This window comes from Pseudomonas quercus (genome assembly GCF_012033695.1).
GTDB classification, from domain to species: Bacteria; Pseudomonadota; Gammaproteobacteria; order Pseudomonadales; family Pseudomonadaceae; genus Aquipseudomonas; species Aquipseudomonas quercus.
Window position 1 is genome coordinate 59,936 of the sequence record NZ_JAAVJI010000004.1, and the last position, 25,428, is coordinate 85,363.

28 protein-coding genes are annotated in these 25,428 nt (G+C 61.6%); 18 read left to right on the forward strand and 10 right to left on the reverse strand.

Annotation, left to right across the window (positions count from 1 at the left end; all coding sequences use genetic code 11):
• Positions 1-155 precede the first annotated feature (155 nt).
• From HBH25_RS09040 to HBH25_RS09055, 4 genes are all read left to right on the forward strand, one after another.
• Positions 156-1,358: an aminotransferase-like domain-containing protein gene (locus HBH25_RS09040; RefSeq protein ID WP_229631867.1), complete on the forward strand. Its 1,203-nt coding sequence runs from the start codon at positions 156-158 to the stop codon at positions 1,356-1,358.
• A 118-nt stretch (positions 1,359-1,476) separates the two neighbouring features.
• A complete protein-coding gene (locus tag HBH25_RS09045) occupies positions 1,477-2,154 on the forward strand; it encodes a response regulator (RefSeq protein WP_168083587.1) in 678 nt (225 codons plus the stop codon).
• Entirely contained in the window at positions 2,151-3,500 is a 1,350-nt protein-coding gene (locus tag HBH25_RS09050; protein ID WP_168083588.1) for an ATP-binding protein, read from the forward strand. The genes HBH25_RS09045 and HBH25_RS09050 overlap by 4 nt, the downstream gene beginning before the upstream one ends.
• 272 nt (positions 3,501-3,772) lie before the next feature.
• Positions 3,773-5,095, forward strand: coding sequence for a dicarboxylate/amino acid:cation symporter (locus tag HBH25_RS09055; protein ID WP_168083589.1), 1,323 nt, complete (start codon positions 3,773-3,775; stop codon positions 5,093-5,095).
• Between the two features lie 47 nt (positions 5,096-5,142).
• On the opposite strand, the gene HBH25_RS09060 is transcribed toward HBH25_RS09055, so the two are convergent.
• The 3 genes from HBH25_RS09060 to HBH25_RS09070 all read right to left on the reverse strand — a co-directional run bounded on the left by HBH25_RS09060 (position 5,143) and on the right by HBH25_RS09070 (position 6,613).
• Positions 5,143-5,637, reverse strand: coding sequence for a SprT family zinc-dependent metalloprotease (locus HBH25_RS09060; protein ID WP_168083590.1), 495 nt, complete (start codon positions 5,635-5,637; stop codon positions 5,143-5,145).
• 92 nt (positions 5,638-5,729) lie between these two features.
• On the reverse strand, positions 5,730-6,290 hold the full coding sequence (locus tag HBH25_RS09065) for a LysR substrate-binding domain-containing protein (RefSeq protein WP_168083854.1): 561 nt from the start codon (positions 6,288-6,290) through the stop codon (positions 5,730-5,732).
• Positions 6,191-6,613 carry a LysR family transcriptional regulator gene (locus HBH25_RS09070; protein WP_168083591.1) on the reverse strand — a complete coding sequence of 141 codons (423 nt, stop codon included), beginning with the start codon at positions 6,611-6,613 and terminating at the stop codon, positions 6,191-6,193. Before HBH25_RS09070 ends, HBH25_RS09065 begins: the two co-directional genes overlap by 100 nt.
• Before the next feature lie 78 nt (positions 6,614-6,691).
• Here HBH25_RS09070 and HBH25_RS09075 point away from each other — a divergent pair, with 78 nt between their 5' ends.
• From HBH25_RS09075 to HBH25_RS09115, 9 genes are all read left to right on the forward strand, one after another.
• Positions 6,692-7,549, forward strand: a complete 858-nt coding sequence (locus HBH25_RS09075; protein WP_168083592.1) for an aspartyl/asparaginyl beta-hydroxylase domain-containing protein — start codon at positions 6,692-6,694, stop codon at positions 7,547-7,549.
• 67 nt (positions 7,550-7,616) lie between these two features.
• Positions 7,617-8,480 (forward strand): DMT family transporter, encoded by an 864-nt coding sequence (locus HBH25_RS09080; protein WP_168083593.1) that lies wholly within the window; start codon positions 7,617-7,619, stop codon positions 8,478-8,480.
• Positions 8,481-8,598: 118 nt separating this feature from the next.
• Positions 8,599-9,423, forward strand: coding sequence for a tRNA 2-thiocytidine(32) synthetase TtcA (ttcA, locus tag HBH25_RS09085; protein ID WP_168083594.1), 825 nt, complete (start codon positions 8,599-8,601; stop codon positions 9,421-9,423).
• 113 nt (positions 9,424-9,536) lie between these two features.
• Positions 9,537-10,145: a DUF1120 domain-containing protein gene (locus tag HBH25_RS09090; protein WP_168083595.1), complete on the forward strand. Its 609-nt coding sequence runs from the start codon at positions 9,537-9,539 to the stop codon at positions 10,143-10,145.
• Positions 10,146-10,177: 32 nt separating this feature from the next.
• Positions 10,178-10,813 (forward strand): DUF1120 domain-containing protein, encoded by a 636-nt coding sequence (locus HBH25_RS09095; protein ID WP_168083596.1) that lies wholly within the window; start codon positions 10,178-10,180, stop codon positions 10,811-10,813.
• A gap of 123 nt (positions 10,814-10,936) precedes the next feature.
• A complete protein-coding gene (locus HBH25_RS09100; RefSeq protein ID WP_168083597.1) occupies positions 10,937-11,641 on the forward strand; it encodes a fimbria/pilus chaperone family protein in 705 nt (234 codons plus the stop codon).
• Complete coding sequence (locus HBH25_RS09105; protein WP_168083598.1) at positions 11,638-14,070, forward strand: fimbria/pilus outer membrane usher protein; 2,433 nt, start codon at positions 11,638-11,640, stop codon at positions 14,068-14,070. The genes HBH25_RS09100 and HBH25_RS09105 overlap by 4 nt, the downstream gene beginning before the upstream one ends.
• Positions 14,067-14,423 (forward strand): DUF1120 domain-containing protein, encoded by a 357-nt coding sequence (locus HBH25_RS09110; RefSeq protein WP_168083599.1) that lies wholly within the window; start codon positions 14,067-14,069, stop codon positions 14,421-14,423. The genes HBH25_RS09105 and HBH25_RS09110 overlap by 4 nt, the downstream gene beginning before the upstream one ends.
• On the forward strand, positions 14,420-14,572 hold the full coding sequence (locus HBH25_RS09115; RefSeq protein ID WP_168083600.1) for a hypothetical protein: 153 nt from the start codon (positions 14,420-14,422) through the stop codon (positions 14,570-14,572). The genes HBH25_RS09110 and HBH25_RS09115 overlap by 4 nt, the downstream gene beginning before the upstream one ends.
• A gap of 3 nt (positions 14,573-14,575) precedes the next feature.
• Here the strand turns inward: HBH25_RS09115 and HBH25_RS09120 are convergent, their stop codons facing one another.
• From HBH25_RS09120 to arsC, 3 genes are read right to left on the reverse strand one after another with little or no spacing between them, the layout of a single operon-like run.
• Positions 14,576-15,247, reverse strand: coding sequence for a DNA-3-methyladenine glycosylase I (locus tag HBH25_RS09120; protein ID WP_168083601.1), 672 nt, complete (start codon positions 15,245-15,247; stop codon positions 14,576-14,578).
• Positions 15,248-15,862: an NAD(P)H:quinone oxidoreductase gene (wrbA, locus tag HBH25_RS09125; RefSeq protein ID WP_168083602.1), complete on the reverse strand. Its 615-nt coding sequence runs from the start codon at positions 15,860-15,862 to the stop codon at positions 15,248-15,250.
• On the reverse strand, positions 15,862-16,212 hold the full coding sequence (arsC, locus tag HBH25_RS09130) for an arsenate reductase (glutaredoxin) (protein ID WP_168083603.1): 351 nt from the start codon (positions 16,210-16,212) through the stop codon (positions 15,862-15,864). The genes wrbA and arsC overlap by 1 nt, the downstream gene beginning before the upstream one ends.
• Positions 16,213-16,279: 67 nt before the next feature.
• On the opposite strand from arsC, the gene HBH25_RS09135 reads away from it, so the two are divergent.
• Entirely contained in the window at positions 16,280-16,759 is a 480-nt protein-coding gene (locus HBH25_RS09135; RefSeq protein WP_168083604.1) for a TlpA family protein disulfide reductase, read from the forward strand.
• On the opposite strand, the gene HBH25_RS09140 is transcribed toward HBH25_RS09135, so the two are convergent.
• From HBH25_RS09140 to HBH25_RS09155, 4 genes are all read right to left on the reverse strand, one after another.
• Positions 16,741-17,163 carry a hypothetical protein gene (locus HBH25_RS09140; protein ID WP_168083605.1) on the reverse strand — a complete coding sequence of 141 codons (423 nt, stop codon included), beginning with the start codon at positions 17,161-17,163 and terminating at the stop codon, positions 16,741-16,743. The genes HBH25_RS09135 and HBH25_RS09140 overlap by 19 nt on opposite strands.
• A gap of 61 nt (positions 17,164-17,224) precedes the next feature.
• Positions 17,225-19,987 carry a response regulator gene (locus HBH25_RS09145; RefSeq protein ID WP_168083606.1) on the reverse strand — a complete coding sequence of 921 codons (2,763 nt, stop codon included), beginning with the start codon at positions 19,985-19,987 and terminating at the stop codon, positions 17,225-17,227.
• A 122-nt stretch (positions 19,988-20,109) separates the two neighbouring features.
• Positions 20,110-21,060, reverse strand: coding sequence for a DUF979 domain-containing protein (locus HBH25_RS09150; protein ID WP_168083607.1), 951 nt, complete (start codon positions 21,058-21,060; stop codon positions 20,110-20,112).
• On the reverse strand, positions 21,057-21,773 hold the full coding sequence (locus tag HBH25_RS09155) for a DUF969 domain-containing protein (protein ID WP_168083608.1): 717 nt from the start codon (positions 21,771-21,773) through the stop codon (positions 21,057-21,059). The genes HBH25_RS09150 and HBH25_RS09155 overlap by 4 nt, the downstream gene beginning before the upstream one ends.
• Before the next feature lie 197 nt (positions 21,774-21,970).
• On the opposite strand from HBH25_RS09155, the gene HBH25_RS09160 reads away from it, so the two are divergent.
• The 4 genes from HBH25_RS09160 (at position 21,971) to HBH25_RS09175 (ending at position 25,339) form a co-directional block, all read left to right on the forward strand.
• Positions 21,971-22,867, forward strand: coding sequence for a LysR family transcriptional regulator (locus HBH25_RS09160; RefSeq protein WP_168083609.1), 897 nt, complete (start codon positions 21,971-21,973; stop codon positions 22,865-22,867).
• Positions 22,868-22,962: 95 nt separating this feature from the next.
• On the forward strand, positions 22,963-23,697 hold the full coding sequence (locus HBH25_RS09165) for a 5-oxoprolinase subunit PxpA (protein WP_168083610.1): 735 nt from the start codon (positions 22,963-22,965) through the stop codon (positions 23,695-23,697).
• Positions 23,694-24,422 (forward strand): 5-oxoprolinase subunit B family protein, encoded by a 729-nt coding sequence (locus HBH25_RS09170; RefSeq protein ID WP_168083611.1) that lies wholly within the window; start codon positions 23,694-23,696, stop codon positions 24,420-24,422. The genes HBH25_RS09165 and HBH25_RS09170 overlap by 4 nt, the downstream gene beginning before the upstream one ends.
• Positions 24,419-25,339, forward strand: coding sequence for a 5-oxoprolinase subunit C family protein (locus HBH25_RS09175; RefSeq protein WP_168083612.1), 921 nt, complete (start codon positions 24,419-24,421; stop codon positions 25,337-25,339). Before HBH25_RS09170 ends, HBH25_RS09175 begins: the two co-directional genes overlap by 4 nt.
• Positions 25,340-25,428 lie beyond the last annotated feature (89 nt).

Consider the following 25,428-nt stretch of genomic DNA (forward strand, 5'->3'; position numbering starts at 1 on the left):
ATCGGTTGTCCTATAACACGCCTCAGTATCCCCAGAGGCTGTTATTTGTCAAAGGCCTTCTTCATGCCGCCAGGGCATGACGTGATGAGGATTGCTCGTTTGCCGGCCGGTTCTGCCTCCCGAATACTGGGCCTTTGCACATCAGAGGCTCTGTGATGAGTGCCATGGCGCAGCGGTACCGTTTCAATCCGGCGTTCGAAGCACCCAGTGGCTCGGCGATTCGCGAGCTGTTCAAGTACCTGTCGCAGCCCGGCATGATCTCCTTTGCAGGTGGCTATCCAGCGCCGGGGCTGTTCGATGCCCAAGGCTTGGCCGACGCCAGCGCAAAGGCCATGAGTGAGCCTGCCACCAGCCTGCAGTACGGCGCGACCGAAGGTACACCCGCGCTACGCCTGGAGCTGGCTGCATTGATGGCGCGGCGGGGCACGGCCGTGGCGGCTGATGACATAGTAGTCACCACCGGTTCCCAGCAAGGGTTGGACTTGCTGATTCGTGTGCTATTAGCCCCCGGTGACGGCGTACTGGTAGAGCGCCCAACCTATCCTGCCGCCCTGCAGGCGTTCCGCCTGGCCGGTTGCCCTGTCACCAGCGTACCTGGCGACGCGCAGGGGCTGGACACCCAGGCCTTGGGCGAGCTGTTAGGGGCGGCAGTACCAGGGCACTACCGCCTGCTCTACTGCGTGCCGGATTTCGCCAACCCTACCGGCGCCTGCATGCCCCACACGCGACGCCTGGAACTGCTGGCACTGGCAGCCAAGCACAACGTGCTGCTGGTGGAGGACGACCCCTACGGGGCGCTGCGTTTCACCGGGGAACCGGTGCCGTCGTTGTTGGCACTGTCTGGGCAGGTCCCAGGTGCCGAAGGCCGGGTCGTGCACTTGTCCAGCTTGTCCAAGATCGTGGCGCCTGGGCTTCGGGTAGGCTGGATGGTGGCGCCTGCGCCGGTCAGGCAGCGCTGTGTGATCGCCAAGCAGACGGTCGACCTGTGTACCTCGCCCATCAGCCAGCAGATTGCCGCCCATTACTTGGCCAGCGGTGCCCTTGAACGCCATCTTCCGGTATTGCGCGAGGGCTATGCCCAGAAGTGTGCGCAGATGCTCCAGGGCCTCGCCGCACTCAGCGGGCGCCTGGACGTAGAAGCACCCGCCGGGGGGATGTTCGTGTGGGGCCGCCTGGCCGACGGCAGTGATGCCCAGCCCCTGTTCGACCGGGCCATCGCGCACAATGTGATGTTCGTGCCAGGGCGCGCTTTCTATGCTGACCGGCCAAACCCTTCCCGCTTCCGCCTTTCGTTCGCAGCCCCAGGCCTGGAGCAGATTCAAGAGGGCGTGAAGCGGTTGGCCCGCGCCTTGAACTGAGCCCTGGGGCTGGCACAGGCTCACGGCCGCCAGTGTGCGTATCGCTCCGATGGCGGCTCAAGGAAAGGCAGGTTACTCTTGCCGCCCACTGAAGCCTGGAAGCACATAGGGTACGGGCATGAAACTGCTGCTGGTCGAAGACGAGGCCTTGTTGCGCCACCACCTGCATACCCGCCTGAGCGAGGGTGGCCATATTGTTGAAGCCGTAGCGGACGCCAGGGCGGCCTTGCAGCACGCGGCAGACGCCACCTTCGACCTGGCCATCGTGGACCTGGGCCTGCCCGGCTTGTCAGGCCTTGAGCTGATTCGCCAGTGGCGCGCCCAAGGGCGGGTGTTTCCCATTCTTGTACTCACGGCCCGGGGCAGTTGGCAGGACAAGGTCGAGGGGCTGGCCGCCGGTGCTGACGACTACATGGTGAAGCCGTTCCAGTTCGAAGAGGTGGAAGCCCGGCTGGGCGCCTTGCTGCGCCGGGCCAGCGGTTTCACCCAGCCCACCATTGTGGCCGGCCCACTGGCGCTGGACCTGAACCGCAAACAGGCCACCCTGCAAGACGAGGCGCTGGTGCTCACAGCGTTTGAATACCGCATTCTTGAATACCTGATGCGCCACCATCAACAAGTGGTCGCCAAGCAACGCCTGATGGAGCAATTGTACCCAGACGATGGGGAACACGACCCCAACGTGATCGAAGTCTTGGTAGGGCGGATCCGGCGCAAGCTTGAAGTGGCCGACGGTTTCAAACCCATCGATACCGTAAGGGGCCTGGGCTACCTGTTCACCGAGCGTTGCCGGTGATCCGTTCCCTACGCTTTCGGCTAATGCTGGCCGGGGCTCTGCTGGCGGTGCTGTTCATGCTCGGCTTGCTGCCTGCCCTTCAAGGGGCCTTCAGCCTGGCGCTTCGCGAATCGGTGGAGGAGCGCTTGGCTACGGAGGTGACCACGCTGATTTCTGCCGCCCGGCTGCAAAACGGTCGATTGGAGATGCCCGTGCCCATGCCGGACGAACGTTTCGAAGTCCCTGCCGAGCGTTCCTTGAGCTATGTGTTCGACCGTCAAGGCGCGCTGCTGTGGCACAGCCCCGGTTCCCCGTTGCCTGAGTACAGCCCGCAGTACGATGGGCAGGGCAACCGCTTTTCCCGTTACACCACGCGCGACGGTGACGCCTACTGGGTCTATGACGTGGAAGTAAAGCTGCTAGGGGGTCAAAGGGCGGCGTTCAGTTTTGTCGCCATGCAATCGGTAGAGCCTTATCAACGGACCTTGGGTGCCCTGCGTGACCGTTTGTACCTGGGCTTCGGCGCGGCGCTGCTCACCTTGCTGGTGCTGTTCTGGGCGGGCATGACCTGGAGCTTGCGCTCGCTACGTCGCCTGAGCCATGAGCTGGATGAAATCGAAGCCGGGCAGCGGGAGGGGTTGAGCGAACACCATCCCAGCGAGCTGTTGCGGCTTACTCGTTCCCTGAACCGCCTGCTGGCCAGCGAGGGGGAACAGCGCCAGCGCTATAGGGACTCCCTCGGGGACCTGGCCCACAGCCTCAAGACCCCGTTGAGCGTGCTGCAAGGCATTGGCGAAACGTTAGCAGGGCGCGCCGCGCAAGGGGAGGAGGGCAAGCATGCCAGTATCCTGCGGGGGCAAGTGGCGCGCATGAGCCAACAGATCGATTACCAGCTTCAACGGGCCAACGTGCGCCATGGCGGGCTGGTGCGCCGCCAGGTTCAGGTGCGGCCTGTACTGGACAGCCTGGCCGCCAGCTTGCGCAAAGTGTACCCCGGCAAGCCGGTGAACCTGCATATCGTACTGGCGCCGCCGGGCCTTCTGCCCATCGAAGAAGGGGCATTGATGGAATTGCTCGGAAACCTGCTGGAAAACGCCTGGCGGCTGTGCCTCGAAGACATCAGCGTAAGCTTGAGCGTGATCGGCCAGCGCCTGGAGCTGCTATTAGAGGACGACGGCCCTGGCATTGCACCGGAACAACGCGGGCGTATTCTTCAGCGCGGCGAGCGGTTGGACCGACAGCACCCCGGGCAGGGCATTGGCCTGGCCATGGCCCAAGACATCATCCGCAGCTACCAGGGCACCTTGGCAATCGAAGATTCGCCACTGGGCGGGGCGCGGTTCCGTATCAGCTTTGCCAAAGTGTAGTGGCGGATATCCGCCAGGTGTTACCGGGTAATGGAGGGCGATGGCGATTTTCCGCCATTTGTTTTTGGATGCTTTGCGTGGGCGCTTTGCTGAAGGCCTGAGCATAGGGGTTCTGGCACGCGAGGTACTGCGTTGGCATGAGCCTTGCGATGCAATAGGCAAGGCCCGCCGTGCAGGTGAGGACCCAGAACAAATCCCTCCACTGAGGAGGGTTCCGCTTCATGTGTCGCTGTGCCCGGCCTACGCTGCTGGTCACACTTGAGGAAACCGCCATGACGACCCGTCAGCCGCTCTACAAGTCCCTGTATTTCCAAGTGATCGTCGCGATCATCATCGGTGTGCTGCTTGGCCACTTCTATCCCCAGACAGGCACTATGCTCAAGCCCTTGGGCGATGGCTTCATCAAACTGATCAAAATGGTCATTGCCCCCATCATCTTCTGTACGGTGGTGAGCGGTATTGCCGGCATGCAGAACATGAAGGCCGTGGGCAAGACCGGCGGCTACGCGTTGCTGTACTTTGAAGTCGTGTCCACGATTTCCTTGATTATTGGCCTGATCGTGGTCAACGTGGTGCAACCAGGGGCCGGCATGCACATCGACCCCGCTACCCTGGATGCCTCCAAGGTCGCCAGCTATGTGACCCAGGGTGCTGACCAAAGCGTTGTGGGCTTCCTGCTCAACGTGATTCCTACCACCATTGTCGGCGCCTTTGCCAACGGCGATATCCTCCAGGTGCTGATGTTTTCGGTGATCTTCGGCTTTGCCCTGCACCGTCTGGGCAGCTACGGCAAACTGCTGGTTGACCTGATCGATCGCTTCGCCCATGTGATGTTCAACATCATCAACATGATCATGAAGCTGGCACCGCTGGGCGCACTGGGCGCCATGGCCTTCACCATCGGCAACTATGGCGTGGGTTCACTGGTGCAGTTGGGCCAGTTGATGCTGTGCTTCTACATCACCTGCGTGCTGTTCGTGGTAGTGGTGCTGGGCGCTATCGCCCGTGCCCATGGCTTCAGTGTGTTGAAGCTGGTTCGCTATATCCGTGAAGAACTGCTGATCGTGCTGGGTACGTCTTCGTCCGAATCGGCCCTGCCGCGCATGCTGGCCAAGATGGAGCGCCTGGGTGCCCAGAAATCGGTAGTCGGCCTCGTCATTCCCACGGGCTACTCCTTCAACCTGGACGGTACTTCCATCTACCTGACCATGGCGGCTGTGTTTATCGCACAGGCCACCGACACCCACATGGACATCACCCACCAGATCACCCTGCTGGCGGTGCTGTTGCTTTCTTCCAAAGGGGCCGCAGGCGTTACCGGTAGCGGGTTTATCGTACTGGCTGCCACCCTGTCCGCCGTAGGTCACTTGCCGGTCGCTGGCTTGGCATTGATCCTAGGCATCGACCGCTTCATGTCCGAGGCGCGTGCACTGACCAACCTGGTAGGTAACGCCGTTGCCACCGTTGTGGTTGCCAAATGGGTAGGCCAGTTGGACGAAGGCACGCTGCAACGTGAGCTGGCTTCTGGCGGCACCCCGCTGGAATTGAACAAGCCCGAAGATGATCTGAAAGTTGCCGAGGGCACCCGGTTGTAATAGCGCGCTGCATGCGGAACAAAGCCCGGGCCTGTGCCCGGGCTTTTTCATTCCACCCGTGTTTGCCCGCTGAACACCAATGTGTGCCGGCATTGCCGGCACAGGTAACGACGGCCCTTGCGTACCAGGCCATGGCGTTGCGGGGTAAAGGCGAACTCACTGCCTGGGCAGGGGCAGTGATACAGGTAGCGCAACACCTGGCGACGCTTGACTTCATAGCTGTGGCAGCGCAACGGCGACAGTTCATAAACCCCCCGCATGATGAGCTGCCATTCTTGGCCGTGAGGGGCGATTCGGTCTCCGAACATGTGGTGGGCAACCAAGTGAGCCACCTCGTGGGGTACAGTCTGGCGCAGGAAATCTTCGGTATTGCGTTGGTACAGCTCGCGGTTGAAGCGCAGCTTGTTCTCGTGCAAATGCGCTACGCCGGCCTTCTGCCCCTTCAGTTCGAGGCTGACGACCGGGCGCTTGAACGGGCGCTTGAAGAAGGTTTCGGCCTGTATGTAGCAGGCTTCAACCTGGATAAGAAGGGTGTCTGGCATAGGTAAGCGCTCCGCAAGCCGCAATTATGCCTTGTAGGGCTTTGGATAGCTGAGCCATTGGTCACTGTTCACGGTAAGTGCCAGCCACGCGGTCATACAGCCACAGCGCTTTGATATAAGTCACAGCCTTCACTGCGCGGCAGAGCCTGGAAGTAACGCCTTATTACTTCGGCCAACGTATGTGCGGGCGTGCCGGAGCAGGCTCGGTGACAGGCCAGGGAAATGTCCAGGTTGCCCAGTGCAGGCAGCCCGTCGGCTGGCCCGAGTGTTTCGAACGCCTCGCCTGCAGCAAGCGATGATACTGCTGATACACAGCCTCCAGAGGCCACAGCGCTTACGATGCCGGCATAACTGGTGCTGTGGTAGGCAATCCGGTAACGGATGCCTGCACGGTTCAACGCGGCCAATACGATGTCTCTGTCCCCGCAGCCTTGAGTGAACAGTGCCAAGGGTAGCAGGTCTAGGGTGGCGGCACGGCTGCCGCGAGCACAGATCCAGCTTAGTGGCTCGGCGTGCAGCAGCTCCGAGGCAATGCTGCCAGGGCAACCCTGCGTTAATACGATATCCAGCAGCCCAGCTTCATATTGCTGCCAGATGGCACTGCTGTAACCGCAGTTGACCTCGACTTCGATGTCGGAAAACGGTGCGCACAGGTGCGCAGAATGCCCGAGAAGAACCGATGGGCGTAGGTGTCGGAGGTGCCGACACGAACCAGGCCCTTGTGGGCGTCGCCTGTCAACGCGCTAACCGCCTGGTCGTTGAGGGCCAGGATGTGCAACGCGTAGTTCAGTAGGCGCTCTCCCTGTACTGTCAGCACTAGTCCAGTTTTTTCTCTCAGAAATACCTCTGCGCCCAGTTGGCGCTCCAGTTTCTGCACTTGTTGGCTAACAGCGGACTGCACGCGATGCAGCCGTTGAGAGGCTTTCGAAAAGCTTCTTGCTTCGGCAACTGTTACAAAGGCGCGGAGTTGGTTCATGTCCAGAGTCAAGAGTCGTTCTTCCTTTATCACGATTCAAGATGGCCTGCATGATGAATATGCGCGATCCTTTCGTCAATGGATTCGGTACTGTTGCGCTTCTTCTTAGGAGCGCACTTAATGCCATCAAAAATACTAGGTGTAATTAACTTGGCGGAGTTTGGTCTTGACGCCGACGTGAATTACCTCAATTCAGTGCACAAGGCACCGGAAATATACGATGAGTTTGGCCAAGGCTACTGGAAAAATGTTTCTATATATAACAACAGCGGGCGTGCGGGGGATAGCCAGTATCGAAATGCCAACGCCTGCCTGCCCACTGAACATGCTGCCCGTTGCCCGGCCATCCAGCGCCTGTTATGTCATTTCACGTTCGAGCACTTGCGCATGGTTCGCGCTAGAAACCTCATAGATGGCATGGTAGTTCCGCACCGAGACTTTGTAGAGCTGGAACAAGGCAGGCAGTACTATCGCGTGTTCATTGCCCTTGAAAACAACACGCAGGCTTTTCATTCCGATGAATCGGGCGTTTTTCAGATGAAGGCTGGGGAAGTGTGGTTTCTGGGTGCTGGAATCAATCATTCAGCGGTAAACTTCGGGACCAACAGCCGCCTGTTTCTATGCCTGGATTATGTGTTCGACCAACCCGTAGAGGCACCGACTATCTTTACGCGGCCGCGCGAACTCATTGCCCCTCGGCAGGCCTGGCATGTCAAGAGAATGCCGCTTGAGCACGCGGCGATGGAGGGCATGCTATCGGCCGCCGCACGGTTACTGAACAGGCACACGTTCAAGGACGTGCTCTTCCTTCTGTCCAAATATCACTTTACCTATGACGTACCGGTATCGGCCTGCCACGACTGGCTGGTGGCCGCTGCGGAAATGACAGGGATGCCATTCTTCTGGATAAAGCACGCACGTTGCGCCGGTACCTGATCGAAGCCCGGGAGGTGGGTGAACGGTATGTCTTGAATGATTGGCCCGCATAGGCTGGAGCTTTGCCATGACCCTGGACCGCGTATCGCCTTTTCTATTTCTCTTGATGTGGAGCAGCGGCGCTGTATTCGCAGCGTTGGGGCTGCAATATGCGTCCGTTTCAGTGTTCCTGGCCGTTAGGTCGGTGGGCGCTGCGGCCTTGCTATTGCTGGTGTGCATCGGGCTTTTCCGCAAGGCAGGCTTTCTGCGCAAGGTGCAGCTTGCCCCCCGGGAATTGCTGAGTGTGCTGACCATTGGCCTATTGATGCAGGTCGTTTACCAAACGGCGTACGTGCTAGCGCTGCACTACCAGCTCACGCCTGGCATGTTGGCGATTGTGCTGGGCCTGCAGCCTGTGCTCACACCGCTCATTGCGCGTGAGCGCCTGCCATGGCGTGGCATGTGTTGCCTGCTAGCGGGTTTGATAGGCCTGGTTATCGCGGTGGCAGGCGCGCGCGAGGTGGGGGCCGTCACTGGGCTTGGCCTTGTCTTCGGCGTGGTCGCCGTGCTGTCCATCAGCACCGGCGCCGTGATGCAAAAGGCGTCGACGGTAGACCCCCTGGTGTCAGCACTCTACCAGACCCTGCTGGCGGCCCTGATATTTACCCTGGGTTTGCCCTTCACACCCCTTCACCTTGAGGTGACCGTGCCCTTCGTGCTGGCCGCCGGGTGGATGATCGTGGTTGTTTCGGTCTGCGCCGTGCTGCTGTTGTTTTATCTGTTGTCGAGAAGGTCTGCCAGCCAGGTGGCGGTTCTTTTCTACCTGGTTCCGGTCTTAACCGTAGCTTTCGATTACCTGGCCTTCGGCAATACCCTGTCCACCGTCACAGGGCTAGGTGCGGTCATTGTGGTGCTGGCGGTAGGGGGGTATGGGCGGTTGAGCCGGGTTTGACGGGCCCAAGCCACTCGGCACCCGCAGGTGGTCAGCCTTGCCTACGCTCGTCAGGCATTTACAGGTAGAATGCGCGCCTTCGTATTCCGCTGTCGGCACGTATCAGGATCTTTCCACCATGGGCACCCTCTCGGTCAATCAAAACAAACTGCAAAAACGCCTTCGTCGCCTGGCAGGAGAGGCGGTTGCCGATTTCAACATGATCGAAGAGGGTGACAAGGTCATGGTGTGCCTGTCCGGCGGCAAGGACAGCTACACCATGCTGGACGTGCTGCTGCACCTGCAGAAGGTAGCCCCCATCAAGTTCGAGCTGGTGGCGGTGAACATGGACCAGAAGCAGCCCGGCTTTCCCGAGCATGTGTTGCCGGCCTACCTCAAGCAACTGGGTGTTGAGTACCACATTCTGGAAAAAGACACCTACTCGGTGGTCAAGGCACTGATCCCGGAAGGCAAGACCACGTGTTCCCTGTGCTCCCGCCTGCGTCGGGGCACCCTTTACACCTTTGCCGATGAAATCGGCGCAACCAAGATGGCCCTGGGGCACCACCGCGACGATATCGTGGAAACGTTCTTCCTCAACATGTTCTTCAACGGTGCCATGAAGGCCATGCCGCCCAAGTTGCTGGCCGACGACGGCCGAAACGTGGTGATCCGGCCACTGGCTTATTGCGCCGAGAAAGACATCCAGGCGTATTCGGACCTCAAGCAGTTCCCCATCATTCCGTGCAACCTGTGCGGGTCCCAGGAGAACCTGCAGCGCCAGGTGGTCAAGGACATGTTGGTGGAGTGGGAGCGCAAGCACCCAGGCCGTACCGAAAGCATCTTCCGTGGCCTGCAGAATGTAGTGCCCTCGCAGTTGGCGGACCGGGACCTGTTCAACTTCACCGATTTGCGTATCGATGAAACCGCAACGCCGCGTTTTGTGGAGCTGATGAACCTTTAAAGCCCTATGATCGGCCCCGTTTAGGATCTTTCTCTGAAGACGGTGCACGGCTTACCTACTACCTTGCAGCAGCCCTTTAAGGGTACAGCGGCAATCAGAAGTAGGGAGCAATCATGCGATACAGATACCTCAGTGCGTTGGCCTTGCTATCAAGCGTGGCCATCGCCGACCCAGCCCCCAGCGTAAACCTGTCAGTGGGTGGTGCTATCACCCCCGGCGTGTGCAATGTCAGTTTCGGCAACGGGGGCGCACTGGACTTTGGTGCCTACGGCTACCACGATCTGAGCGAAACAGAATGGACCACCCTGCCTGGCAAGGGCGTGCGTCTAGACGTGGCGTGCGGGCGTTCCAGTACAGCCTTGATCGATATTACCGACAACATGGCAGACCCGGCGCAACAGGATAAAACAAAGTTCTCCCTTGGTTTCCAAGACGAAAAGTCGGTCGGCTATTATGATGTTAGCATCAGCAACGTTTACTATGACGAACGTAGCGCGACATTAGTGCGCGAAACCGCACCGGGCAATTGGGAACCAGCGAATTACTTACACAAAGATACTAAGCATGGGTGGGCTATTTCTCCGATCAAGCCACCGGTTGCCTTCAGCGCAGCTCGCGCTACGTTAAACATTACGCCCAAGATCGTACCGCGAAGCGAACTCGACACGGCGCAACCCCTGGAGTTGGCCGGCAGTATGAGTATTTCACTGCGTTACCTGTAAGTCAGGTTTCTGAAACGTCTTGGAGTTATTAAATGAACGTGATTAAAACCCTCTTGGCAGCGGCTGCGTGCGCGTCAGTATTGACCCCAGTAATTGCGGCTGAAGAGGTTACCCTGTCAGTCACCGGAAGTGTTATTCCTGGCGCCTGTTCGGTTAGCCTGGCGAATCCGGATATCGATTTGGGCACTGTGCGCGCTGAAAATCTGAACGAGGAAGAACTAACGGCGTTGCCCGAGATGCAAGTGAGTTATACCACCACCTGCCCTAGCGCTCGGGCTGTAGGGGTGAGTTGGGTAGATAACAAGGCTGGCACTGCTTATGGCCAAGACCCAACCGGCTTCGGCCTGGGTGAACACAACGGTAAGAATATCGGATTTTACCACTTGGTTCACCATGGTGCCTCGGATGCTGCGGATGGGACCATGGGGCCATTGATCAACAGCAGTAACGGTGGCACGACATGGGAAAGTGTCTCTTCGTGGATTGCCAATGCGAACGGGCAGAACATGATGAGTTATGCCATTGAGGGCACCACAACGCCGGCTCAATATACTCGCCATACCGGCCGTTTCTATCTGTCGGCTTATATCGCGCCAACTAAAGACCTAGACCTGTCAGAGAACATCGAAATCGAAGGTAACGCCACGATGTCGCTGACCTACCTGTAAGCCACTGGTCGTTTCTGCGGCGGGTGTTGTTGGCCCGTCTTAGTGCAGGCCGGGTTACCATCACGTGTGCACTACCGTGGCAGCCCGTCGGCCGGCACGGTAGTCACTTATTGGAGAGGCGTAATGTTTCGCCGTTATATTGCCTTGGCCATGGTCGCTGTAACGCTGTATGGCGCAGGCAAACATCACGTAGCCAACGCCGCTGGCATGCAACCGGAAACCACTGTTGTACTGGTCAAAGCTGCCGAGGGCGAGGGTTCCATTGCCGTACGTAACACAGACAACCAGGCGGCCCTGTTGCACGTTGCCCTGGTCAACCTTCCTGAAGACCCCGAAGAGCTGCTGCTGGTAACGCCGCCGGTATCGCGTGTGGAACCTGGTAAACAGCAAAGCGTTCGCTTCATTCTGCAGCCAGAGGCCGAGCTGACGACTCAGCGCATGGTGCGCGCCACGTTCGAGGGGATTGCGCCACGGCGCACCGATGGGCGTGGTCACGTGGCGGTGACCATTCAGCATAACTTGCCTGTGATCATTCACCCGGAGCATCTGCCCCTCAAGCGCGACCCCTGGGCCTTACTGAAGTGGCGTGTGGTGGCCGGGCAATTAACGGTCGAAAACCCTAGCCCCTACGTGGTGCGCCTGGCCAGTGAAATCAGCCTGTTGCCCGGCAAGCATCCGTTGAGCCTGCCAGCGACCTACCTGTTGCCCGGCCATCAGCAGGCGATACCCCTGGGAGCAGGTGTTACAGGCACCAAGGTGCAATTCACACCGGCCAGCCTGTATGGCTATGCAGTACAGCCGTATGAAGCCACTCTTGAGCAGCCATGAGCACTGGTTATAGGTGTGCAGGCATCGCGATGTGCCTGTTCTCAAGTGCCGTAATGGGAGCGTCAGCCCAGGTGCTGGAGTTTGATGAGGCGCAATTGCGCCGTCGTGGCCTGGACCCGGCCATGGCCCGTTATTTCCGTGAGGCGCCGCGTTTTACGCCGGGGACGCACCGAGTGACATTGACGCTCAATGGTCGACAGGTGGGCAAACTGTTGGCGCGTTTCGACAGCCTGGGGCACTTGTGTTTCGATGCAGCGCTGATACGCATGGCGGGTTTGAGGCCGCTCCCGTCACCCGTGGAGCCGGAGGACGAGAACGGTTGCCAGGATTTTCTGGGCGCCCACCCGTCCACTTACGTTGAATTGCAGCCAGCGGACGCGGCGGTAAGCCTTATCGTCAGCCCCCAGGCCCTGGCCTCAGGTAACGCTGCCTTGGGCAACTACACCTCGGGTGGGGCAGCGGCAATGTTCAATTATGACGTTTATGGGTCGCGGCAGGTTTCCCAATGGGGGACCAGCCAGCAAGTGTTCGCCGGCACCGAACTGGGGTTCAATGCCGGCAACTGGATGGTGCGCAGCCGCCAGAGTTTCAGCCAAAGCAACGGCGTTCAACAGGGGCAGTGGTTGCATGGCTATGCCCAGACCTCGCTCCCCGAGCAAGGGGCGCTGCTACAGCTGGGCCAGATCAATGTCCAGAACAGTGTGCTGGCTGGGCTGCCTGTCACCGGCATGCAGTGGCTTCCGGAAACGGCACTTGAGCGTGGCCGCCGCCCGTCAGCACCTATCGAAGGCACTGCTCAGGGGCCGGCGCAGGTAGAAGTGCGCCAAGGCCAGGCAGTGGTGTACAGCACACTGGTGCCTTCAGGGCCCTTTCGGCTAGAAGGGGTGCAGCCTTTGAACCGTCAGCAGGACCTAGAGGTGATCGTGCGTGAGAGCACGGGCCAAGAGCGCCGCTCCATCGTGCCCATTGCTGCCTTCAGTGCCAATGCCTCGGCTCCTGTAGGGCTGTCCGTTACCTTGGGGCAAGCCCGTAGTTACGGCGATTACGCTACCAACACGCCCTGGCTAGGCAGTGTGAGCCGTGGGTTTGCGCTAGGGCATGAGCGCACCCTGGCAGTAGGTGCGCTGGCAGCTACCAGCGGTTATGTCTCTACGGGCGCCTCGCTTGAGCAGCAATGGTCGCCCAGCACCGGCGGCACCCTGGCGCTGGCAGCGTCCTACCAGGATCAAAGGCCTGATTCTACTGGCCTGAGCGCTACAGCAACCGTGCGTCATCAGTTGGGTGAGCGGCTCAGCCTTAGTGCTGGCCTCACCCAGCGCAGCGCAGGTTTCACGGAACTGGCGCAGACCCTGGCGCGTGGGCCTGGCCGTGGGTCGGCTCAGCGTATCCAGAGCCTGGCGCTGGGAGGTTCGCACCCTTGGTTCGGTGGTTATTCATTGAGCTATGTACAGGCTTTCAGCGGCGTGTCCAGCCGGGTCATGAGCCTGGGGTGGAACCGTGCTTTCGGGCCCTTGAGCGTGAGTGCCCGCCTGGAACAGGACATCGGCACGGCCGTTGACGAGAGGCCCTACGCTGGGGCAGTAGCGCGTGGAGACAAGCGCTTCCATGTGTCCTTCAGTCTGCCCCTGGGCACTGCCACGCGCTGGTCTGCCTATGCGCGTGATGCTGGCCGGGGCCTGCAACTGGGCAGTTCGCTGAGTGGCCGCCTTTCGGAGCCTGTTACGTATCGTTTGCAGGCGGCTGAGGGCCGAGGGGGCACACAGGACAGGGGTGGCGATGTGGATTGGCAAGGTCGTACGGCACGGGTGGGCGTGGGCGTGAATGACAGCAGCGGCGGCTACCGTACCTACACAGGCCGGCTCAGCGGCGCGGCAGCCTGGCATGCACAAGGCATTACCCTGGGGGCTGCCCCGCTAGGCGACACCTTTGCCATCGCTTCGGTTGGCGACGTGGCGGGTGCGCGCTTGGAGACGCCAGCGGGTTCGGTGCACACTGACCGCCACGGGCGTGCCCTTGTGGCACACGTGCCGCCTTACCAGGAGAGCGAGGTGCGCCTGGTCGCTCGGACCTTGCCGCGCGATGCAGATGTTGCCAGTGCGATCAAAAGCCTTAACCCAGGCCGGGGGGCCGTGCCCTTTGTAACATTCGACGTGCAGCGCACACGCCGTGTACTGCTTTCGGTCACCACCGCCAATGGGCAATTACCACCTAAAGGCAGCGCAGTGCTGTCTGCCGAGGGGCAATGGATCACGGCAGTGGGGGCACGCGGCAAGGTGTACCTGCCTGATGCCAACCAAGCGGGGGTGCTGCATATTCAGCTTGATGAGGAGCGGCGGTGCCAGCTGGCGTTCGAGTTGCCTTTGATGGCTGATGAACACGCCCCTTACGACGTCGCCGAGGCCCAATGCCTGATCGAGGAGGCTGCATGATGTGGCGAAGCGGGCTGATAGTGTTAGTGCTAAGCGCCGTGAGCATGAGCGCTCAGGGGATGTGTGACGTGCAGTTAAGCGAGCCAACGGTAGATTTTGGCCCACTCTACCCTGGGCGCGCGGGGGCCGAATGGCGTTCGCCTGCCCGTGTTGTGCAACTGGCCGTGGCCTGTGAGCCTGGGCAGCGGCCGGGTTTTCACGTACAGGGCGTGCCTGCCGGCCAAGGCTGGGCCTTTGGCCAGGGCAGCCTGCAAGCAAGCCTGGGTGAAGCCATGCTGGACGGTCAGCCTGTTACCCTGTTACCCTGTTGCCGCAGGGGCTGCGAAGCGGGGGAACAACGGGCGCGGGCGTGAGCCTGGTCCCTGGGCAAGCCTGGGTCACCGACCGGCCAGGGCGCGTGCTACGTGTGCAGGTGGTTATTGATGCCAGGCTGCCGTGGCAGGCCTGGCAGGCTCGCGACCGTTACGAAGCTCAAGGGGCCTTGCTTATCCGCGCCCTGTAACGCTCAATGATTCGCCGTATAGGCCAGCATCATCGACAATTGGCATAGCGGCCGGCCGCTCTGCTCGCGCCAGGTGTTGAAAGCGCTCTGTACCGCGGCAAGGTCGCGTTGGCTGGTAGGGGCACGGTCCACGATGCCCTGGGCATTGAGTGCGGCCACCACGTCTTGGGAGGGGATAAACGTATCCTTGCCCGCCATGCGTAGAAAGCGTGGCGCAGAGAGCCCGCCCAGCTGGTTGCCATTGCGCACCAGGTAGCGCCACAGGCCGGTGATGTCATCTACCGGCCATTGGCTGATGAAGGCCCCGAAGCTTTCATGGGTTTGCCCAACATCCAGGATCATCTGTGCGTTGATCAGCACACTGCGCAATTTGCCCAAGTGGCGAATGATGCGAGTGTCCTGCATCAGCCGTTCCAGGTGGTCGCCCCCCATCAGCACCACTTTTTCTGGTTCAAAGCCGAAAAACACGGCCTCGAACGCAGGCCACTTGGCGTCTACCAAGCTGTGCTTGAGGCCGGCCCGAAACACCCGCAATGCCAGCAGCGACAGGTAGCGATCATCGGTCATGGCCCGCAGCTGTTCGTCGGAGCGAGGATGAGGCAGTCGTGCTTCCAACGCTTGCACGGAGCCAAAGCGGTTCAGGCAGTGTTCATACAGCCACTGGTAATCCCGCATTCAGGCGCGCCCCCTCAGTGGCAGCGCCAGCCGTTGCGCCGCTTCGGCCACACGCAGGCCGAGGGCCCGGCACAATGCCGTTTCATGTTCATCCAGCGGCCGTTTGCCGTCTGTACCTGCGTGGTGGCTGGCGCCATACGGCGTGCCGCCGCCTTTGGTCTCTAGCAGGGCCGACTCGCTGTACGGAAGCCCCGCAATCAGCATGCCGTGGTGCAGCAATGGCAGCATCATGGACAGCAGAGTGGTTTCCTGGCCACCGTGCAAACTGGCGGTGGAGGTAAATACTGCTGCCGGCTTGCCAGACAGGGCTCCGCTGAGCCATAGGCTGTTGGTGCCGTCCAGGAAATACTTGAGGGCGGCGGCCATGTTGCCGTAGCGCGTAGGGCTACCCATCACCAGGCCAGCGCACTGGGCCAAGTCGTCCAGGGTGGCATAGGTGGCACCTTGCTCGGGCACGGAAGGCGCCGTGGCTTCGCAGTCCGCCGACACGGCCGGCACGGTGCGAATGCGCGCTTCCAGGCCAGCGCGCTCGACGCCGCGTGCCACCTGCAAGGCCATTTCACGCGTAGCGCCATGGCGGCTGTAATACAGCACCAGCACATAAGGGGTCGTCATCACAGCAACTCCAGCAGTTTGTCCACGGGGCGGCCGATCACGGCCCTTTCACCTCGGGTCAGGATGGGCCGTTCGATCAGCTTGGGATGGCTAACCATGGCATCTATCAGCGCTTCCTCGGACAGGGCCGGGTTGGCGAGGTTCAGGGTTTTGTAGGCGTCCTCGCCAGTGCGCAGCAGCGCCCGTGCCGGGATACCCAGGCGTTGCAGTAGGCCCTTGAGGGTTTCGGCACTGGGCGGGGTCTCCAGGTAATGCACCACCGTAGGTTCCAGGCCCCGGGCATGCAGTAACTCAAGCGCCGCACGGGATTTGGAGCAGCGGGGGTTGTGGTACAGGGTGAGGTCGCTCATGGAAAGGTCGCCTGGCTATCGAGTGGCAGGTATTCTACCGCGCTGATTCCGGATAACGAGGCCCGCCATGGCGTGGGGGTGCAAGATCGCAGTATGGGCAGGCCTGGCCCTATTCTGCCTGGCCGGTTGTGACCAGGGCCTGGGCCCGGACCAGCAGGGCACGGAGGTCACCCGCACCAGCCTTGAGGGGCAATGGCTCGTCATCAACTACTGGGCCGAATGGTGCGGGCCGTGCCGCCGAGAGATTCCCCAGCTCAATGCCTTGGCCTCACCAGCGGCACAGGAAAAGGTGCAGGTGCTGGGCGTGAATTTCGACCAGTTGCAGGGCCAGGACCTGCTCAAAGCCGCCCAACGCATGGGTATCGCCTACCGGGTCCTGGCACAGGACCCTGCCCAGGCATTGCACCTGCCGGCGGCGCAAGGGCTACCGGTCACCTTCATACTGGACCCTGCGCGCCAGGTGCGGGCCACCTTGCTGGGGGAGCAGACGGCGGCCGGCCTTAGGCTGCAATTGGCAACGCTGGCAGCTCAGCAGGCCGGGCAATAATGCTTGCCGCCATCCACGCGCCACCCCAGTTCGGCCACACGCGCTGCCGCCGCAGGTGCCAGCGCCGCTTCGCCTAAGCTGCCGTCTACAGCGAACTCTACGCTCATGGTTTTGCCACAGCTGTCGCAGTTTACGTCCCAGGTGTGGATGGCCAGTTCCTTGAACACCGGCCCACGGGCAACGGCGGTCCACTGGCCAGGAGGGGCTAGCAGGTGGCGGACCTTGTCCACGGTCAGCCGCATGCTGAGGGTTTTGCTGCCCTTGAGCGTGACCAATAACACATCCTCGGGGCGAATGGCGCCGCCGTTGCCTGTTACCTGATAGCGGCCTGGCGTGAGTGCGCGGCACTCGATCAACGTGTGCTGTGGGGTAAGCAGGCTGTAGCGAAAATCGTGTTCGACCATAGGGCCTCCGAAAAAGGGCAGGCATGGTAGCACGGGCGACCACCTTGTACCTCGGTACCCGCTAGGCGCTGATGCGCGCCTGTTCGGCCAGCCGCACGATGGCTTGGTCCAGTTCATCAAGGGCGGCTTCGGCTGTCGCGTCTTCCTGTTTCAAAAGGGTTTCGCTGTGTTGGCAAGCTGCCCTTAGCTGGGGAACGCCGCAGTAGCGCGTGGCCCCATGCAGGCGATGTACACGTTCAAGCAAAGCAAGGTGGTCATGGGCCTCGCGGGCGGCCTGGATGGCCTGCCGGTCTTCGTCCAGGCCGGCCAGCAGCATGGCCAGCATGTCTGCTGCCAGGTCTTCTTTGCCAGCGGCCAGGCGCAGCCCTTCCTGGTGATCCAGCACCTGCTGATTGCTTTGGCTGATGGCCCATTCGCCCAGGCGCTCGGCAGGCTGGCCGCATAGAGACAGCCCTGTCCACTTGAGCACCACCTGGGACAGCTGCCGCTCGCTGATAGGCTTGGTCAGGTAATCGTCCATCCCACTGTGCAGCAACGCGCGTTTTTCGTTGGCCATGGCATGGGCGGTCAATGCCACGATAGGCAAGGGTTGGCCCGGCCGGCCGGCCTCCCAGCTTCGAATGCGTTCGGTGGTTTCACGCCCATCCATTCCAGGCATCTGCACATCCATCAGCACCAGGTCCAGCGACCGTTGCTGGACGGCCTCCAGGGCTGCCTGGCCACTGTCGACGGCCTGTACCAAGGCACCCATGTCCTCGAGCAGCGTTTGCACCAATAGCAGGTTGGCTGGATTATCGTCCACGCACAGAATGCGCGGTGGGCGATCCGGCGAGGCAGCGGTGTCTAGTAGCGGCTGGGATCGGGCAGGGCTGATCAGCTCTGTAAGTACCCTGCGCAAGATCCGGTTGCAGGCAGGTTTGGCCTGCAGCTGGCTGTGGGGGTTGGGTACCACGAGGTGGAACGCCGCTTGATCGGTAGTCGGGCACAGTACCAGCGCCTGGCAGCCCCGTTGCTCCAATTCCCGCAGGCGCGGGCGCAAGCGTTCTGGCGGCTGCTGCTGGCTGGTAACGCCCATGACGGCCAGCTCGATGGGTTGCCCGCCCAGGCGTGCGGCATCAACGGCCTCGGCCAGGCGCTCTACGGTGCTGAAGGCGTTCACATTCAGGCCAAGGTCCTGCAGTTGGTGTTCAAGGGCCTGGCGCGCCAGGTCGTGTGGCTCCAGCACGGCCACCTGCCGGCCTTGCAGAACAGGAGAGGGCAGGTCTTCGACGTCCTCCCGTGCACGGGGCAGGCTGAGGCTGATCCAGAACGTACTGCCCTCGCCAGGCGTGCTGTCCACGCCGATTTCGCCGCCCATCTGCTCAACCAGCCGCTTGGAAATCACCAGGCCGAGCCCTGTGCCACCCGGCTGCCGCGACAGGGAGTTGTCCGCCTGGCTGAAGGCCTGGAACAGTGCGCGTACATCGTCATTGGACAAGCCGATGCCGGTGTCCTGCACGCTGATGCGTAACTGGGCGGTACCGTCGTCTTCGTCATCGTCTTCAAGCATGGCACGGGCAATGATGGTGCCTTCGCGCGTGAACTTGATAGCGTTGCTCACCAGGTTGGTCAGGATCTGCTTGAGCCGCAGCGGGTCGCCCACTAGGGACACCGGGGTATCGCGGTACACCAGGCTTAACAGCTCCAGCTGCTTGGCATGGGCAGCGGGTGCCAGAATGGTCAGGGTGTCCTGCAACACATCCCGCAGGTTGAACGGAATGCTGTCTAGCACCAGCTTGCCGGCCTCGATCTTGGAAAAATCGAGAATTTCATTGATGATCGCCAGCAGGTTGTCCGCCGATTTTTCAATGGTATTCAGGTAATCCAGCTGGCGGGGCGTGAGCTCGCTTTTCTGCAGCAGGTGGGTAAAGCCAAGAATGCCGTTGAGGGGGGTACGGATTTCGTGGCTCATGTTGGCCAAAAATTCGGACTTGATACGGCTGGCCTCCAACGCTTCCTTGCGAGCCAGGTCCAGTTCGATGTTCTGGATCTCGATGGTTTCCAGGTTCTGGCGAACGTCTTCGGTGGCCTGGTCGATACTGTGCTGCAATTCTTCATGGGCTTCTTCCAGCGACTGCGCCATGCGGTTGATGCCGGCGGCCAGCTCGTCCAGTTCATGGTTCCCCAGGGTGGGCAAGCGGTAGTCCAGGCGGCCTTCCTTGATGCGCGCCACCGCTACTTTTATCTGGCCCAGCGGTGCACTGATGCCGCGGCCCAGTTGAAGGGCCAGCAGCAGGGTAGTCACCAGGCCGGCGGCGATCAACAGCAGGCTGGCGAACAGCATGCGATAGCCACGCAACAGGGTATTGGTGTGCGAAAGTTCGATTTCCACCCAGCCCAGCAACCGTTCTGATTCGCCAGGCACCTGAGTACCTGCCAGGTCCCGGTCATGGCCAAACACCGGTTGCAAGTACCGCGTGGCGTCACTGCCGCTGCGCTGTGCAAGGCGGTGCCCGGTGCTGTCGGGAATAGGGTTGAGCATGCTGGGGCCTGCATGGGCCAACGCCCCGCGGTCGGCGTCCAGGAACGCCACGCTGCGCACGTCGGCCTGCTCCAGCGCTTGTGCCGCAACACGCTCCAGCCGGTCGGCGTCACGGTTGGCCAATGCCGGCGCCACCAGCGGCGCCAGTTGCTCGGCTAGCAAGTTTCCGCGGCTGATCAGTTGGCTACGAAGCTCGGCCTGCTGTACCCAGGTGAAGTAGCCGCCCAGCAATACCGCCAGCAGGCTGGCCGGAAGCATGGTCAACAGGATGACCCGGCCTTTTATTCCTACTTTCCTTAACACGCCCACACCTCAGTTGCCGGGGGTACCCCAGGGTTTGAGCAAACCATACCTTGCCGAAGGCGGCCGTGCACCTGCCTTGAAGGGTACAGCCGGTGGAATGCCCAGGTAGGCGGTGGGCGGCCTTACATCAGCCCATACAGCAGCAGGCTATTGACCACCAGCATGGCCACCGCCGTAGGCACCTGCGCCCGAATCACGGCATAGCGGTCCGGCAGCTCCAGCAGGGCGGCCGGTACCAGGTTGTAGTTGGCCGCCATGGGCGTCATCAAGGTGCCGCAGTAGCCCGAAAACATACCAATAGCGGCCACCACTGCCGGGTTGGCGTCGTATACCCCTATCAGGATCGGAACGCCCACGCCCCCCGTCATCACTGGGAAAGCCGCAAAACCATTACCCATGACCATGGTGAACAGCGCCATACCCAGCACATAGACCAGCACCGCCACCAGCCGGTAATCCATGTTGATGTAGGTGCTGGCCATGTAGGCCACCGCTTTGCCTACGCCAGCGTCCGTGAACATCAAGCCCAGCATGGCCAGCATCTGGGGCAGTACCAAGGCCCAGCCCAGCGCTTCGGTAAGGCGCCTGGATTCGCGCAAGGCCTGCACCGGCGTGTCCTGGGTGAGCCAGCAGGCGAGGGCGAAGGCAATCAGGCTGGCGATGCCCAGCGCTACGAAGGTGGTGTTGGCGGGGTCCAGCAGAAAAAGGTCGCCCACTTTGATGTTTTTCAACCCTAGGGCCAGGGCCACCGTGAGGATGGGAATGGCCAGCGCAGGAATGAATAGCCGGTTCCCCAGGCGTGAAGCGACGGCCTGCTGGGCCTTGTCGGCCAACGGGGTGTAGCTGCCTACCGCCACGCCGCCGCATCCGGCCAAGACTGCCATCACCAGCACCCCCACCCCGACCGCTACCGGCGGCAAGCGCTCACCCACTAGAAAGGCCACTGCGAATAGCCCCCAGAACAGCCCACTACGCCAGCGCCGGGGGTGGGCGCTGTCGGTCAGCGTCATTACGCAGGTAATCGCCAGGATTACCCCAGCCAGCCAGTACAGGTATTGAAGGGACAGAATCATGGGCGCTCACCCTCAGGCGCGCGCGCGGCGGGGGTATGCCGTGCCAGGTAATGGTCGAGCCGGTACAGCCGCAGGCCATGAATCACAAATACGCTCAGGGCTGTAGGAATACCCCACACCGCGATGTGCAGCGGGTCCACGTCGATACCCACGCCCAGCAGGAAGGTATGCATCAGGGCAATAGCACCGAATGCCACGAATATATCTTCCCCGAAGAACAGGCCGATGTTGTCGGTCGCCGCGCAGTAGGCGAGCAGGCGGTGGCGCACTGCGGCAGGTAAGGGGCCATGGCGGCGGGTAGCGGCGCCTTCGGCCATGGGGGCCAGCAACGGCCGCACCATCTGCGGGTGCCCGCCCAGGCTGGTGAGCCCCAAGGCGGCAGTGGTTTCACGTACGAACAGGTAGCCAATCAACAAGCGCCCTGCCGTCGCCTGCCGGAAGCGGCCGATCCAGTGCTGGGCATGGCGGCGCAGGCCGTGGCGTTCCAGTAACCCGATCACAGCCAGGGGCAACAGAATGATCAAGGGTAGCGTTCGCGTCTTGATGAACCCGGTACCAATCGTTGCCAGCAAGTGTTCCAGCGAAAAATGCGCGGCCAGGCCGGTGATTACGGCAGCCATGGCTACGACCAGCATTGGGTTGAACCGCAGGATGAAGCCGAGGACGATGACAGCAACGCCCGCCAGCGGCCAGAGGTTGAGGGTTTCGTTCATGTAGGGTGCCTTTAAGTGGCGGCAGAGGCTTCAGGTTTTTATTGTTGTTGCACACACTGTTGTTATGGCTCGATTGTTGGAAGGCGTCGCGGCTGGCGTCCAGTGATAAAATCCGGTGCCCCCTGATAGCTTTTTCTTGATCGCCGCGCCTGAGCGTTTCCGTAAATACTCGCTCGCACCTGGAGGGCCCCGCCTGCATGAACATCCGATTTCTTGAAACCTTCGTATGGGTAGCGCGCCTCAAGAGCTTTCGCCTGACGGCTGAAAAGCTGTGCACCACCCAAGCCTCCATCTCCAGCCGAATCGCCGCGCTGGAGGAAGAACTGGACAGCCGCCTGTTCGTGCGTGACCCCCGGGGTGTGACGTTGACCCCCGAGGGCCAGCGGGTACTGGATTACGCCGAACGCATGGTAGAGACGCTCCATGCGCTCAAAGCCGCACTCAAGGACCCTGGCCTGGGGCGCGGGCACCTGCGCATCGGAGCCATGGACACCGTGATCCATACCTGGCTCAGCCCGTTGGTGGCGCGCATCAACGCCGCCTGGCCCAATGTAGAGGTGGAAATCACGGCTGACACCGCGCGTAACCTGTGCGAACAGTTGGAAAAAGGCTACCAGGACATCATTTTCCAGACCGACATGGTGCGCGCTGACACCGTGCGCAACGCGCTACTGGACCGCTATGACATGAAGTGGGTGGTAGCCTGCGATTCAGAGCAAAACCGGCCCTACACCGCACTGCATGAGTTGGCCTGCGAGCGCATTGTGACGTTTTCCCGCAATTCCCGGCCCCACCAGGACGTGCTTAACCTGTTGCACGGCGCCGACCTGGCGGCGCCGCGAGTCAACTGCGTGAACTCCGCCTCGGCCATTATCCGGCTGGTGCGCGACGGCTTCGGTATTGGCCTGCTGCCGCTGCCCCTGGTGGCTGCGGAACTGCAAGCAGGGACCTTGCGCGCCCTTGACGGCATCGAGTCGCCTCCCGCCATGGACATCGTGGCCTCTTGGCGCACCGGGCCTGGCATGGCGCTATCCGAACAGGTGGTGGTGCTGGCGCAAAGGCTGATCGCCGAACCCCCTGCGCTGTCCACTTAAACAATTGTTATCACCCCGGCCTGGTTTTTCTGGGTTGACCCCGAGGAACCCGGCCTTCTACCGTGCAGGTATTCCTCGAACTGGAGTCACCGGTGATGCTTCTGAACTGTGATATCGGCGAAAGCTATGGTGCGTGGCACATGGGCCTGGACGAGGAGGTGATGCCACTGATCGACTGCGCCAACATCGCCTGCGGCTATCACGCGGGTGACCCGGTAACCATGGGGCGCACAGTGGCGCTGGCAGCCCGGCATGGCGTGCGCATCGGTGCCCACCCCGCCTACCCGGACCTGGTCGGCTTTGGCCGCCGCTCCATGGCCTGTTCCGGTGAGGAAATCGAAAGCCTGCTGCATTACCAGATCGGTGCGCTGCAAGCGTTCTGTGCCCTGCATGGCACCCGTGTGGAGTACGTGAAACCTCACGGCGCCTTGTACAACGACATGATGGTCAACCCCACGCTACTGGCGTCGGTGTTGAAGGCGGTGGCGGCCTACAAGGTCCCGCTGGTATTGCTGGCCACTGCCGACAATAGCGCCCAGCAGGCGCTCGCCAGCGAACAGGGGGTAACGCTGTGGTTTGAAAGCTTTGCTGACCGGGCCTATGAAGGCACTGGCCAACTAGTGTCCCGGCGCCTGCCTGGCGCGGTGCATGAGCAGGCCGATACCATCGTAGCCCAGGCCTTGGCCCTGGCACGGGGCGAACCACTGACGGCTCGGGATGGCAGCACACTGCAGCTGCATACCGACACCCTGTGCGTGCACGGCGATAACCCGGCCTCTGTGGCGGCGGTGCGGCGCATCCGGGAAGCGTTGCGGGCACAGCGAGCATGAGTGGCCAGCGCTTCGCCTTTGGCCAGGGGCAGCACGGCAGCATCGAAACGGTGGCACTGGACGCCCTGATGGTGCGCCTGTTCACCCACATCGACGAGGGCAACGTGGGGTGGCTGCTGGGCTTGGCCGAGCGGCTGCGGCACACCTTTGGTGAAGCACTGGTAGAGGTGGTGCCGTCTTACACAACGGTCATGGTGCAGTACGACATCCTGGCGATGACGCCTGAGGCGGCCCGGCAACACGTGAAGGTTGCCTTGCAAGGGCTCATGCCTGCCGAGCTGGCGGGCGGCCGGGAGCACCGCGTGCCGGTATGGTATGACCCTTCCGTGGGGCCTGACCTATCGCGCCTGGCCGACCTCAGCGGCTTGGCGGTGGAGGAGGTGGTCCGCCGGCACTGTGCCAAGCCGTACCGTGTATTTGCACTGGGCTTCACGCCTGGTTTTGCCTTCATGGGGTTGGTAGAGCCAGCGCTGGCAGCGCCTCGGCTCACCACGCCAAGGCAGCAGGTGGCCGCTGGCAGCGTGGGCATTGGCGAGCGGCAAACCGCAATCTACCCCAGCGCCTCGCCAGGTGGCTGGAATATCCTGGGGCGTACGCCAGTGGCACTGTTCTGCGAAGGGGTGAGCCTGTTCCAGCCCGGCGACAGCGTCCAGTTCGAAGCCATCACGCGCCACCGTTTTGTAGAGATGGGGGGAGATACCACGCCCTTGGGAGGAGTCGCATGAGCCTGTTGAGCGTCAAAAAAAGCCACCCTTTGTGCCAATTGCAGGACACCGGCCGCTTCGGTGTACGGCACCTGGGGATCACTCAAGGCGGCGCCGCCGACTGGCTCTCCATGGGTTGGGCCAACTGGCTGCTGGGCAATGCCGTAGGCGCGGCAGTTATCGAAATCACCTTGGGTGGGTTCGAGGTGGTAGCCCAGCAGGACACCTGCCTGGCCCTGGCGGGTGCCGACTTGCAGGCCACACTGGAGGGGGCGGCCCTTCTCCCATGGCGCAGTTTCAACGTGCGGGCAGGGCAGCGCTTGGTGTTCACGGCACCGGTTCAAGGGGTGCGTGCCTACCTTGCAGCACCAGGTGGCTTCAGCGGCATGGCAGCGCTTGGCAGCCTGTCTACAGTCGCCAGAGACGGCTTGGGTGGGCTGCAGGGTAACGGAAGGCCGCTGGCTGCCGGAGACAGCCTGGCCTGCGCAGGGCCAGGGGGCTGTGGCCGGGAAATAGCCGTGGCACGTATCCCAGACCTTTCCCTGCGCCAGCCTCTGGAAGTGGTATTAGGTGCCCAGGCGGCGGACTTCTCAGGCCAGAGCCTGTTCGATGCCTTCAACAGTGAATGGACGGTCGACAGCCGCGCTGACCGTATGGGTGTTCGCTTGGTAGGGCCGCCTTTGCGGTATAGGGGGCCGGGGTTGGTGTCCGAAGGCATACCCCTCGGCGGCATTCAGGTACCACCGGACGGCCAGCCGATCGTGCTGGGCAATGACCGGCAGACCATTGGCGGCTATCCCCGGCTAGGTGCCCTGACACCTTTGGCATGCGCACGGCTGGCCCAGGCCTCTCCGGGTGACCGCTTGCGGCTGCGAGCCACGTTGGCAGAAACAGCCAGGGCCGCGCATATTCAAGCCCTGCAACGTTTCGCTGGCTGATTATCAAGGTACGGCCGCCGCACCCGGGCGGCTTTATGCTATTGAGGAATAAGCACCTGCTTTTGCGTGATATGGGCTGGCGCTGAATG